This is a genomic window from Dactylosporangium sp. NPDC049140, assembly GCF_040648435.1.
On record NZ_JBEZDS010000033.1, the window covers coordinates 121,736 to 134,251 of the forward strand.

The following is a 12,516-nucleotide window of genomic DNA, read 5'->3' on the forward strand; positions in this document are numbered from 1 at the left end:
GTACGAATGGCAGATGTTCGCCGTCGCCGATGAGGTCCTCGACCTGTGCCGCTCCGTGGGGCACGAGGCTACCGTGCTCGCAGTGCTCGCCGACGGGCTCCGCAACGGCCCCGGCGACCCGAAGCTGCTGCACGACGCGATCGAGGCCGCGGGCGACCTGAGCGCGCCGCACCCGCACCTGGAGGCGTGGCGCGACGTGTACCGCGCGTTCGGCGCCAAGCCCCAGCGCACCCCCTGCTCGGCGGAGGCGCTGCGCAAGCGGGCGTCCCGGGGCGACGTGCCGTCGGTCAACCGGATCGTCGACGCCTACAACGCCGTGAGCATCCGCTTCGCCGTACCCATCGGCGGCGAGGACCGCGCCGCGCTGGCCGGCCCCGAGCGCCTCGTGCGCGCCGCCGGCGACGAGCCCTTCGACACGGTCAGGGACGGCGCCCCGGCGGTCGAGTCGCCGGAGCCCGGCGAGGTGATCTGGCGCGACGACGTCGCCGTGACCTGCCGCCGCTGGAACTGGCGCCAGGGCCGGCGCACCGCGCTCACCGGCACCACCACCTCGGCCGTGTTCCTGCTCGAGGGCCTCGGCACCGACCTGCACCCGGCCGCCGAGGCCCTGGTGGCGCTGCTCGACGCGGACTCGGCCACGATCGAGCGCCTCGCATGATCGGCATCGTCCTGGCCGCGCTGTCCGGGCTGGTCTGGGGCGTCGGCGACTTCTCCGGCGGCAAGGCCAGCCAGCGCGCCGACTCCCTGCTGGTCGTCGTGGTCTCCAAGGCCGCCAGCCTGCCCCTGCTCGGCCTCTACCTGCTCCTCGTCCCCGGCGCCCTCACCGGCCGGGCCCTGGCCTGGGGCGCGGCCTCCGGCGTGCTCGGCGTCCTCGGCATGATCGTCTTCTACCGCGCCCTGGCCGCCGGCGCGATGGCGATCGTCGCCCCCATCAGCGCCGTCACCGCGGCCCTCCTCCCCGTCGCGTTCGGCCTGGCCGGGGGCGAGCGCCCGGGCGCGCTGGCCCTGGCCGGCGCCGCGTGCGCGATCGCCGCGATCGGCCTGGTCAGCGCGGCCGGCGGCAGCGGCGGCCCGGTCACCGGCAAGCTCGTCGGCCTGGCCCTGCTCTCCGGCGCCGCGTTCGGCCTGTTCTTCACGTCCCTGTCCCACGCCGGCGACCACGCGGGCCTGTGGCCGATGGCGGGCGCGCAGATCGCCGCGGTCGCCCTGGGCGCGCCGTTCGCCCTGTTCCGCCTGCGCCGCGGCGCCGCCCGGCCGGCGGGCCCGTCGTGGGGCTGGCTGGTGACGGCGGGCCTGCTCGACATGAGCGCGAACGCCCTGTACCTGCTGGCGGTCGCGCGCGGCGACCTGAGCATCATCGCGCCGATCGCGTCGCTGTACCCGGTCTCCACGGTCCTGCTCGCCATGGGCATCGACCGCGAGCGCATGCGCCCCGTCCAGCTGGCCGGCCTCGGCCTGGCCGCGACCGCCCTGGTCCTCGTCGCCTCGTGACGGTGGCGTTGCCCACCTTGTGCACCCGCGCGGCTGCCGCCGCTCCGGCCTGCGGTTAGAGTGTGCGGCAGCGTCGAGTTGAGCCTGGTGGAGGGCATTTGTCCGCGCTCTATGCGGTCGGCAAGATGACCGTGGCACCCACGATCCGGCTCCTCTGGCGCCCGAAGATCATCGGCCTCGACAACGTACCGAAGACCGGCGCCGCCATCCTCGCCAGCAACCACCAGTCGGTGCTCGACTCGGTGATGATGGGCGCCATCGCCCCGCGCAACGTCTACTTCCTCGCCAAGGACCAGTACTTCCGCGGCCCCGGCGTCAAGGGCGCGGCGCTGCGCAACATCATGTACGGCCTGAACCAGATCCCCGTGGACCGCTCCGGCGGCCGGGCCAGCCTCCTGGCCCTGGACGCCGCCCTGCCGGTCCTGCGCGCCGGGCACGTGCTGGGCATCTTCCCGGAGGGCACCCGCTCGACCGACGGCCGCCTGTACCGCGGCCGCCCGGGAGTGGCCAAGCTCGCCCTCGACGCCCCGGCGCCGATCATCCCGGTCGGCCTCATGGGCTTCGACCAGGTCATGCCGGTCGGCGCGTCACTGCCGAAGCTGGGCCCGAAGGTCGAGGTACGCATCGGCGAGCCCCTGGACCTGAGCCAGTGGCAGGGCGGCGGCGAGGTGGACAGCCGCGCGCTGCGCGAGGTCACCCTGAAACTCATGAACGCGATCCAGCAGCTGACCGGCCAGGAGTACGTCGGCCGCTACGCCCCGAAGCGCCCCGACCAGCTCGGCGAGCCCGCCACCGAGGTGTGACCCCGGCCCGTCGAAAGCAGGCCGATCTAGAGGGCGAGCCCCGGGAACCACAGCGCGATCTCGCGCTTCGCGCTGTCCGCGGAGTCCGAGGCGTGCACGAGGTTCTCGCGGTTGGACAGGGACAGGTCGCCGCGGATGCTGCCCGGGGCCGCCTTCCGGCCGTCGGTCGCGCCGATCAGGGTGCGCACCACGGCGATGGCCTCGTCGCCGGAGATCACCAGGGACACCAGGTTGCCGCTCGTCATGAAGTCGCGCAGCGGCGGGTAGAACGGGCGATCCACGTGCTCGGCGTAGTGCTGGTCGGCCAGGGCCACGTCCATCGTGCGCAGCGCCATCGCCTCGATGGTCAGACCTTTGCGCTCCAAGCGCCCGAGAACCTCGCCCACCAGGCCGCGGCGGACGGCGTCGGGCTTGATGAGTACGAGCGTGCGCTCCGACACGAGAATCCTCCATCTTTCAGCGGTACCCCCGAAGCCTACCCAGCGTCACGACGCGCGCCTCGCCAGGGTGCCGGAGACTTCCGTTTCGGCGATGATCAGGCATAGCCTGGTGTCAGTCGTCTGGGGAGGTCGACTTGCCGTCCAGCAACCGCGCGTCATCGAACGACAGCCGGAACCTGGTCATACTGCTGCTGATCGTGATCGGCGGGTTCCTGGCCTTCTGTGGCCTGGGCATGTCGAGCCCGCTCGTGATCGCGCTCGGCGTGATCGTGGCTGCGGCCGGTCCGGTAATGATCATGGTGGTCAACAATCGCAACAAGGTTCGGCTGTACGTCCACGGCACCGCCGTCGTCGAGGAGATCACGGCCCGGCCGACACAGGAGGGACGCAGTGCCCGCGGCCGGTTGAAGCTGACCATCACCGCCACCGGCATCCGGGGCGTGACGGTCACCGGCACCGATCCGGCGATCCCGGTGGACAAGTGGCCGGAGCGCGGCGCCACCCTGCCAGTGCAGGTGCTCAAGGGCACGCCGCGCAAGTTCACCGTGCTCTGGGACCGCGTGCAGACGCACCAGGAGGTCGTCCTCACCGAGCAGCGCCGCCCCGCCGACGACGTCGGCGGCGACGACTACAGCGCGCTCAACGCCCACCACAACGGCGCCCGCGCGGAGGCCGCCGACCCCGACGACGCGTACCGCCGCCCCATGTACCTCCCGCCGGACAACACGCCCACGCTGACCGACCTGCCGCCGGTCGAGGCCGGGATCGAGGAGCCCGCCGGCGCCCGCGTCGGCGCTCCCGTCGCCACCGTGGCCCCGCCGGGCGAGCAGATCCCCGACGCGGCCCGCACCGCCGGCCGCCGCTCCCGCTTCGGCTTCCCGCTGCGCCAGAACAAGCCCCGCCACGCCGCCGGCGACCCGTCCCACCACGCCGCGGAGCCACTCGGCGCCGCCGCGACCGCGACGACGTTCACGGCACCGGCCGCCCCGGAGATCGACACCGAGACGACCGCGACGGAGACGGCCGCGACCGACGGGGCCGAGGCGATCACGACAAGCAGGACCGAGGCCGAGGCGACCCCCGAACCCGAAGCGATCACGACCACCGAGCCCGAGCCGATCACAACGAGCGCCGAGCCCGAACCCGAGGCGGAGCCCGAGTTCGAGGCCATCGACGACATCGAGCCCCCGGCCAAGGGCCAGACCATCATCGGCGAGGAGGACGAGCCGATCATCATGCGGCTCCGCTCCACCCCGCGGCCCGGTGGCGGCCAGCACCGGAGGCCGAGCCCGCACCCGCGCGGCGGCGCGCACGAGCGGGTCCGCCGCAACCGCCCCGGCCGCACCCGCCCCGTCACACCGGAGCCACCCGCCCTCCCGGAGCCGACCGCGGTCCCGGAGGCCGCGGTGACGGAAGCGGAGCCGGTCGAGACCCAGCCGGTCGAGACCGAGCCGACGGCGACCGAGACCGCAACCGCGACCGAGGCGGTCACCACGGAGCCGGTCGAGATCGAGGCGAGCCCGGAGGTGTACACCATCCCGGAGTCGGGCTCCATGGTCCCCGCCCCGCAGCTCGACACCGACGCCGGCACCGCGGCGGAGGTCGAGTGGTGGACCGGCCCCGACGAGGCACGACCCGCCGCCGCGTACTACCCCGACCGCGAGTCCGAGCTCCCGCCCTTCCGCAGCCTGCACGTCGAGCCGTCGGTGATCGAGGGCGAGCTGGCCGAGCCGGAGGCCGAGCCCGTGACGGCCGAGGAGCCGACGGCCCGGGCCGAGGCGGTCGAGGCGGTCGAAGAGTCCCCGCCGGCCACGGGCTCCGCGTGGTCGGCGAACGGCAAGGGACCCGTCCCCGTCGGCGCCGGCCTCTACAGCGCGCCCCCCGCCTTCCGCCCCGCGGCCCCGGACGACGAGGACGACGAGGAGCCGGTCGCGCCCGACCCGTACGCGACCGAGCACTACGTCCCGGCCGACGAGGCGACCGGCGACGAGACCGAGGACGCCGACGCGCTCGAGGAGCAGCCGCTCAGCGAGGGCGCCGTCGCCGAGTTCCTGGCCGCCGGCCCCCGCCGCCAGCAGGCGATGCCCCTCGACGGCGTCAACGGCGTGAGCATCACGCTCATCGTGTCCGACCTGCAGCGCTCCCGCCGCTTCTACCGCGACACGCTCGGCCTGACCGAGCTCGACAGCGGCGAGACGAGCGCCGTGCTCGAGTCCGGTTCGGCCCGGGTCGTGCTGCGCCGCGTCGCCGACATGCCGCCGGTCGACCGCCGGGTGGTGCACCTGAACCTCGACGTCCCCGACGTGTACGACGCCTACGAGCGCCTCCGCGAACAGGGCGTCGACTTCGTCCACCGGCCGCGGGTGGTGCCGCAGGGCGAGCAGCTGGAGCTGTGCTCGGCGACGTTCCGCGACCCGGACGGCCACGCGATCGCCCTGACCCGGTGGGAGCTACGACGCTGAGTAGAGCCGGACGAGCGCGGCCGCGTCGGCCCGCATGAGCGCGCGCAGCTCGTCCGGCGCGACCACCTCGAGGTCCGCGCCGAACCGCGCGAAGTCGACCCGGGCGTGCTCCAGCGACTCGATCGGCACCTCCACCTGCACCCTGCCGTCGTCGAGATCCACCGCCGATTCCCGCAGCGCCCGCCCCGCGACCGGCCCGAGCAGGAACCACAGCGAAACCGCGCGCGGCGACAGCCGTACCGTCGCCGAACCACCGGAGTAGAGCGTCTCCTGCAGGCGGTCGGAGAACTCCAGCCAGTACCGGCGCAGCTCGAAGTCGGAAGGGCGGGTGAAGTGCTCGTCGGTGAGCGCAAGCGTCGAGATGCGCGAGATCCGGTAGGCGTTCGTGCGCGAGCGGCCGGTCGCGACCACGTACCACGCGGTGCCCTTGAGCACGAGCCCCAGCGGCGCGAGCTCGCGCTCCACGGCGACGCCGTCCCACTTGCGGTACAAAACCCGGATCTTGCGCTGCTCCCAGACGGCCGTGGCGACCGTGTCGAGGTGCGGTGGCGCCTCGGGGTCGCGGAACCAGCCCGGGGCGTCGACGTGGACGCGCTCCTGGATGCGCCCGGCCGTCGTGCGCTGCTCGGCCGGCAGCGCGGCGAGCAGTTTGAGCCGCGCCGCGTCCAGGGTCGGGCCGAGGCCGAGGTCGGTGGCGCCGCTGCCGGCGAGAAACAGCGCGGAGGCCTCGTCGGCGGTAAGGCCGGTAAGGCTGGTTCGGTACCCGTCCAGCAGCGCGAACCCGCCGGCGGGCCCGCGATCGGCGTAGACGGGCACGCCCGACGCGGACAGGGCCTCGATGTCGCGGTACACCGTGCGCACCGACACCTCGAGCTCGTCCGCGATCTGCTGCGCGGTCAGCCGGCCCCGGGTCTGCAGCAGCAGCAGCGTCGAGAGGAGCCGGCTCGCGCGCATCAGTCCGGCTTGTTCGCGTAGACGGACCGGCGCACGTAGAGCGCGTACAGCCAGGCCGCCCCGAACACGACGCCCAGGGCGAGCAGCGACCAGTGCAGGAAGCCGCCGGCGAGCAGCGCGACCTGCACGGCCAGCCCGGCGGTCCACGCCCAGGAGTGCTTGAGCAGCCCGCAGAGCAGGAAGCACACGACCGCGAGGACGGCGCAGACCCAGATCGCCGCGGTGGTGTCCCCGTGGCCGAGCTTCGCCAGCGGCAGCAGGGCCAGCAGCAGTACGACCCCTTCGACGACGAGGCCCGCGGCCCCGACGCCGCGCACCGCCGCGCTCGGGTTCTTCAGTCCCGCGGGCGTGCTCATCGCTTGAGCAGCCCGCGGGCGTCGGCCACGGTCACGACCGAGCCGGTGATGAGGACGCCGATGGTGCCGGGGACGGCGTTGTCGCTCTCGGCGAGCGTCACGGCCGCATCGATCGCATCGGGCATGTCCGGTACCACGTGCACGCGATCGGCCCCGTAGAGCTCCTCGGCGATCAGGCCCAGCTGGGCGGCCGACATCGCGCGGGGGGAGCTGTTGCGGGTCACCACGATGCTCTCGGTGATCGGCTCCAGCAGCTCCAGCATGCCCTCGACGTCCTTGTCGGCCAGGGCCGCGACGACCGCGATGAGCCCGCTGAACGCGAACTCCTCGGTCAGCGCCCGCACCGTGGCCTGCATGCCGTGCGCGTTGTGGGCCGCGTCGAGCAGGATCGGCGGCGACTTGCGCACCCGCTCCAGCCGGCCGGGCGAGGTGGTCCCGGCGAAGCCGTCGCGCACCGCCTCGGCGTTGAGCGCCCGCTCGGCGCCCGCGCCCAGGAACGCCTCGACCGCCGCGAGCGCGATGGCCGCGTTCTGCGCCTGGTGCTCGCCGTGCAGGGGCAGGAAGATCCCCTCGTACACCCCGGAGAGCCCCTGCAGCGTGAGCACCTGGCCGCCGACGGCGAGCTCGCGGTTGACCACCCCGAACTCGCGCCCCTCGCGGGCCATGGTCGCCCCGACCTCGGCGCAGCGCTCCAGGATCGGCCGCATCGCCTCCTCGGGCTGCAGGGCGCAGATCAGCGTCGAGCCCTTGTGCACGATCCCGGCCTTGGCCCAGGCGATCTCCTCGATCGTGTCGCCGAGCCACTCGGTGTGGTCGAGGCCGATCGGGGTGATCACCGTCGTCTGGGCCTGCAGCACGTTCGTCGCGTCGTCCGCGCCGCCCAGGCCCACCTCGACCACGGCCACGTCGACGGGCGCGTCGGCGAACGCGGCGAACGCCATCGCCGTTGTCATGTCGAAGTACGTCAGCGGGGCGTCGTTGCGCGCGTCGAGGTAGTCGGCCAGCGGCACGACCTCCTCGTACACCTCGACGAACTTCTCCTCGCTGATCGGCTCGCCCTCGATGCTGATCCGCTCGGTGATGCTCTGCAGGTGCGGACTGGTGTACCGCCCGGTGCGCAGCCCGTGCGCCCGCAGCAGCGAGTCGATCATCCGGGCGGTCGACGTCTTGCCGTTGGTACCGGTCAGATGGATCGCCGGGAACGCCCGCTGGGGGCTGCCGAGCGAGTCGAGCAGCCCCTCGATGCGCGAAAGGTCGAACACCATGCGGGTGAACCCGCGGGCGTTGAGCTCCTGGTCGACCTCGGTGAACGAGCGGGTCATGCCGCCTCCTCGCTTCGCTCGGCGGCGACAAGGAGCTCAGCCTCCAGGTGACCGGCCCCTCCGCCGCGCTCCGGACCGGTCACAGCGTTTCCAGCTGGGCGGCGATGCGGGTCAGGTCCGCCTCGGCGGCCTCGAGCCGCTCCCGGATCTTGGCCACAACTGCCTCCGGCGCCTTGCCGGTGAAGGCCGGGTTGCCGAGCTTGGCCCGGCACTGCGCCGCCTCCTTCTCCGCCGCCGCGTGGTCCTTGGTGAGCCGCGCCCGCTCGGCGGCGACGTCGATCGTGCCGCGGGTGTCGAGCTCCACGGTCACCCCAACGCCGACGGCCAGCTTCGCTGTCGCCGCGAAGTCCCCCTGCTTCGGGTGGTCGAGGCGGGCCAGCGAACGGATCAGGCCCTCGTGCGCGGTCAGCCCGGCCGTGTCGAGCCCCTCGAGCCGGGCGACGACCCGCTGGGCCGGCTTCACGCCCTGGTCGGACCGGAACCGGCGGACCTCGGTGACGACCCGCTGCAGGTTCTCGAGCTCCCGCTCGGCCGCGTCGTCGACGAGCTCCTTGTCCGCCACCGGCCACTCGGCCCGCATGACCGTCGGCCGGCCGGTGAGCGTCGTCCACAGCTCCTCGGTCACGAACGGCATGATCGGGTGCAGCAGCCGCTGCAGGCTCTCCAGCACGTGCCCCAGGACCCGGCGGGTGCGCGCCTTGGCCGCCTCATCGTCGCCGCTGAGCACCGGCTTGGTCAGCTCCAGGTACCAGTCGCAGACGTCGTCCCAGGCGAAGTGGTACAGCGTGTCGCACACCTTCGCCAGCTCGAACGCCTCGAACTGCTGGTCGACCTCGCCGATCACGTGCTGCAGCCGGGACAGGACCCAGCGGTCGACGGTGCTCAGATCCTCCGTGGGCAGCTCGCCCTCGACGGTGGCCCCGCCGGCCAGCCCGTACCGCGTCGCGTTCCACAGCTTGTTGGCGAAGTTGCGGGCGCCCTGCACCCACTCCTCGCTGACCGGCACGTCGGCGCCCGGGTTCGCCCCGCGCAGCAGCGTGAACCGGGTCGCGTCGGCGCCGAAGCGCTCGATCCAGTCCAGCGGGTCCACGACGTTGCCGAACGACTTCGACATCTTCTTGCCATGCTGGTCGCGGACCATGCCGTGCAACATCACGACGTCGAACGGCTGCCGCCCGTCCATCGCATAAAGGCCGAACATCATCATCCGGGCGACCCAGAAGAACAGGATGTCGTACCCCGTGACAAGCACGCTCGTCGGATAGAACTTGGCCAGGTCCGGGGTCTCGTCGGGCCAGCCGAGCGTGGAGAACGGCCACAGCGCCGAGCTGAACCAGGTGTCGAGCACGTCGGCGTCCTGCGTCCAGCCGTCGCCGGCCGGGACCGCATCGTCCGGGCCCACGCACACGACCTCGCCGTTCGGCCCGTACCACACCGGAATCCGGTGCCCCCACCACAGCTGCCGCGAGATGCACCAGTCGTGCATGTTGTCGACCCAGCCGAAGTACCGCTTCGTCAGCTCCGGCGGCTCGACCCGCACCCGCCCGTCGCGCACCGCGTCGCCGGCCGCCTTGGCCAGCGGCTCCGTCCGCACGAACCACTGCAGCGACAGCCGCGGCTCGACGGTGGTGCCGCAGCGCTGGCAGTGCCCGACGGCGTGCATGTACGGCCGCTTCTCCGCGACGATCCGGCCGTCCGCCCGCAGCGCCGCCACGACCGCCGGCCGCGCCTCGAACCGGTCCAGGCCGAGGAACGGCCCGTGCGCGGTGATCACGCCGTGCTCGTCCATCACGGTGAGGCTCGGCAGGTCGTGGCGCTGGCCGATCTCGAAGTCGTTCGGGTCGTGGGCCGGGGTCACCTTGACCGCGCCGGTGCCGAACGCCGGGTCGACGTGCGCGTCGGCGACGATCGGGATCCGCCGCCCGGTCAGCGGCAGCTCGACCTCGGTGCCGATCAGGTGCTTGTACCGCTCGTCGTCCGGGTGCACCGCGACCGCGGTGTCGCCGAGCATCGTCTCGGCCCGGGTGGTCGCCACCACGATCGCGTTGTCGCCGTCGCCGTAGCGGATCGACACGAGCTCGCCGTCGTCGTCGGAGTGCTCGACCTCGATGTCGCTCAGCGCCGTGAGGCACCGCGGGCACCAGTTGATGATGCGCTCGGCCCGGTAGATGAGCCCGTCGTCGAAGAGCCGCTTGAAGATCGTCAGCACGGCCCGGGACAGGCCCTCGTCCATGGTGAACCGCTCGCGGCTCCAGTCCACCGAGTCGCCCAGGCGCGTCATCTGGCCCAGGATCTTCCCGCCGGACTCGGTCTTCCACTGCCACACCCGCTCGACGAACGCGTCGCGGCCCAGGTCGTGCCGGGACTGCCCGTCACCGGCGAGCTGCCGCTCGACCACGTTCTGGGTGGCGATGCCGGCGTGGTCCATGCCGGGCAGCCACAGCGTCTCGTACCCCTGCATGCGCTTACGCCGCGTGAGGGCGTCCTGCACCGAATGGTCGAGCGCGTGGCCGATGTGCAGAGAACCGGTGACGTTCGGCGGGGGCAATACGATCGAGAACGGCGGCTTGTCGCTTGACGCGTCCGCCTTGAACAGACCGTCGGCTACCCATTGCTCGTACCGCCGCTGCTCGACTTCACCGGGGGCATACTGAGCCGAGAGCGCCGGGGTTGCCTGCCCCGTGCGTGGAGTATCCGTCACAGGCAAAGTCTAGAACTGTCGCGCAGGGGGTCTACGCTCGCCATTGCCCCTACACTCAGGAGATTGATCGACGGTGACCTACCCGCCGCAGAACTCGGATGACGAGCCGCGTTCCGAACCGTTCCGGCCGATGTCCTACGACCTCGCTCCGGAGTACGGCACCCCGCCGCCGGTGAACGCTCCCGGCCCGTACGGACAGCAGCCGCCACCCCCGCCGCAGCCTTATGGTCAACCGCCCGTTTCTGCACAGCCTTATGGTCAGCCGCCGGTTTCCGCGCAGCCCTACGGCCAGCCGCCGGTTTCGGCGCAGCCTACGTCGCCTTATGGTCAGCCGGCCTACCAGCAGCCCGGCCCCGCCTATCCGCAGCCGACACCGGTCTACCAGCCGCCGGTCCCCGGGCCGGGTTTCGCGCCCCCGCCGCCGCCCAAGAAGGGCAAGGGCCTGAAGATCACCCTCGGCGTGGTCGGCGGCGTCTTCCTGGTCTGCGCGGTGATCGCCTGCGTCGCCTTCTACCCCATCTACCGCGACGCCGGCGCGCACGTCTCCGCCCCGCCGACCCTCCCCGGCGGCCTCACGAAGCAGACCAGCGACGAGGCCGACGCGCTCAAGTCGAGCATGGAGACCGACCTCAAGGGCAGCATCGACAGCATCGAAGAGGTCGAGACCGGGGTGTACTCGGACGAGAAGGACGACGACCCGACGCACATCGTCGTCATGGTCGCCGCGACGGGCACCTTCTTCTCCCCCGGCTCCGAGGTCGACGCGGCGTTCCGGGGCTTCGGCTCCAACAGCGGCCTGACGACGGTGACCTCGCCGACGGAGTACCCGGCGGGCAACCTGGGCGGCACCGCGAAGTGCGGCAGCAGCCAGTACAACCTCGGCACCGGCACCCAGAGCCTCAAGGTGAGCATGTGCGTGTGGGCCGACCACGGCAGCGTCGGCATGGTCCTGTTCATGGGCCAGGACGTGTCGACCGCGTCGAGCCGCTTCGTGGCGATCCGCGAGGCCGTCCAGACCCGCTAGATCCGGATCTTCGGGGGCGCTCCGGCGCCCCCTTTCCGGACGCTGACAGCGGGCGCCAAGCCACAGTTGCTACAGTGCGCCGATGGTCGACCCCGACGGCGGTCCCGCCGGCCTGTACTACGAAGACGACGACGAACCCACCGAAACTCCGGCGAGCCGCATCCCGCTCAAGCGGGTCGCGCTCATCACCGGCTCGGTCGCGGCCACGGCGCTGCTGATCTCCGGCATCTTCTACGGCCCCACGGTCTTCCGCGTCCTGGGCCAGAGCGACACCGAGATCAAGTCCCCGGACAAGGTCGGCGCCTTCACCCTCGACAAGAGCGACGGGGCCCAGCAGACCAGCGAGTACATCCGCGACGCGATCGCCTCGAAGGTCAACCTCGACAAGAGCGTGGGCCTCATCTACCGCGAGGGCACCACTGACGCGATCCTCGTGGCGGGCACCGCCCGCATCTGGAAGCCCGAGGACACCCTGAAGACCGCCTTCGACATGGTCGCCGACGACGCCGGCGGCGTACGCGACGCCAAAGACGTGGACACCGGCGCCCTGGGCGGCACGATGCGCTGCGGCACGACAAAGGTCGACGACTCGGACCTGACGGTCTGCGGCTGGGCGGACAACGGCTCCTTGGGCGTGGCCCTGTTCTCGAACCGCGGCGTACCGGAGTCCGCCAAATCGATGCTGGAGCTCCGCACCGCGGTAGAGCACCGCAACTAAGATCGCCGCACTCCAGGTCCTCCTCCACACCGATAAGGCCGGCCCCGCACGACGCGGGCCGGCCTTTTCCATATAGCGCAGGAGTCCATCTCCACACCGACGAGGTCAACCCCACCGTCGAATGCCCGACCTGACCCGGACAGCAAAAAAGGCCGGCCCCGCACGACGCGGGCCGGCCTTTTCCATATAGCGCAGGAGTCCATCTCCACACCGACGAGGTCAACCCCACCGTCGAATGCCCGACG

Annotated in this window: 11 protein-coding genes; 6 read left to right on the forward strand and 5 right to left on the reverse strand. The window is 72.2% G+C overall.

What is annotated here, in order from left to right; genetic code table 11:
- Nucleotides 1-13 precede the first annotated feature (13 nt).
- From AB0B76_RS38815 to AB0B76_RS38825, 3 genes are all read left to right on the forward strand, one after another.
- Nucleotides 14-658 (forward strand): phenylalanine--tRNA ligase beta subunit-related protein, encoded by a 645-nt coding sequence (locus AB0B76_RS38815; protein WP_360385057.1) that lies wholly within the window; start codon nt 14-16, stop codon nt 656-658.
- Entirely contained in the window at nt 655-1,491 is an 837-nt protein-coding gene (locus AB0B76_RS38820; RefSeq protein ID WP_360385059.1) for a DMT family transporter, read from the forward strand. The genes AB0B76_RS38815 and AB0B76_RS38820 overlap by 4 nt, the downstream gene beginning before the upstream one ends.
- A 98-nt stretch (nt 1,492-1,589) precedes the next feature.
- Nucleotides 1,590-2,294: a lysophospholipid acyltransferase family protein gene (locus AB0B76_RS38825; RefSeq protein ID WP_360385061.1), complete on the forward strand. Its 705-nt coding sequence runs from the start codon at nt 1,590-1,592 to the stop codon at nt 2,292-2,294.
- 26 nt (nt 2,295-2,320) lie between these two features.
- Here AB0B76_RS38825 and ndk read toward each other — a convergent pair whose 3' ends face one another.
- Nucleotides 2,321-2,734, reverse strand: a complete 414-nt coding sequence (gene ndk / locus AB0B76_RS38830) for a nucleoside-diphosphate kinase (protein ID WP_360385063.1) — start codon at nt 2,732-2,734, stop codon at nt 2,321-2,323.
- Between the two features lie 134 nt (nt 2,735-2,868).
- Between ndk and AB0B76_RS38835 the strand changes: the two genes are divergently transcribed.
- Nucleotides 2,869-5,196: a VOC family protein gene (locus tag AB0B76_RS38835; protein ID WP_360385065.1), complete on the forward strand. Its 2,328-nt coding sequence runs from the start codon at nt 2,869-2,871 to the stop codon at nt 5,194-5,196.
- Here AB0B76_RS38835 and AB0B76_RS38840 read toward each other — a convergent pair.
- The 4 genes from AB0B76_RS38840 to AB0B76_RS38855 all read right to left on the reverse strand — a co-directional run bounded on the left by AB0B76_RS38840 (nt 5,185) and on the right by AB0B76_RS38855 (nt 10,529).
- Nucleotides 5,185-6,150: a WYL domain-containing protein gene (locus AB0B76_RS38840; RefSeq protein ID WP_360385067.1), complete on the reverse strand. Its 966-nt coding sequence runs from the start codon at nt 6,148-6,150 to the stop codon at nt 5,185-5,187. The two genes, AB0B76_RS38835 and AB0B76_RS38840, sit on opposite strands and share 12 nt — an antisense overlap.
- Complete coding sequence (locus AB0B76_RS38845; protein ID WP_360385069.1) at nt 6,150-6,506, reverse strand: DUF4233 domain-containing protein; 357 nt, start codon at nt 6,504-6,506, stop codon at nt 6,150-6,152. The genes AB0B76_RS38840 and AB0B76_RS38845 overlap by 1 nt, the downstream gene beginning before the upstream one ends.
- Nucleotides 6,503-7,828, reverse strand: coding sequence for a folylpolyglutamate synthase/dihydrofolate synthase family protein (locus AB0B76_RS38850; protein WP_360385071.1), 1,326 nt, complete (start codon nt 7,826-7,828; stop codon nt 6,503-6,505). The genes AB0B76_RS38845 and AB0B76_RS38850 overlap by 4 nt, the downstream gene beginning before the upstream one ends.
- Nucleotides 7,829-7,907: 79 nt before the next feature.
- Nucleotides 7,908-10,529, reverse strand: coding sequence for a valine--tRNA ligase (locus AB0B76_RS38855; protein WP_360385073.1), 2,622 nt, complete (start codon nt 10,527-10,529; stop codon nt 7,908-7,910).
- 130 nt (nt 10,530-10,659) lie between these two features.
- Here AB0B76_RS38855 and AB0B76_RS38860 point away from each other — a divergent pair, with 130 nt between their 5' ends.
- On the forward strand, nt 10,660-11,553 hold the full coding sequence (locus tag AB0B76_RS38860) for a hypothetical protein (protein ID WP_360385075.1): 894 nt from the start codon (nt 10,660-10,662) through the stop codon (nt 11,551-11,553).
- An 82-nt stretch (nt 11,554-11,635) separates the two neighbouring features.
- A complete protein-coding gene (locus AB0B76_RS38865) occupies nt 11,636-12,271 on the forward strand; it encodes a hypothetical protein (protein WP_360385077.1) in 636 nt (211 codons plus the stop codon).
- Nucleotides 12,272-12,516: the final 245 nt, after the last annotated feature.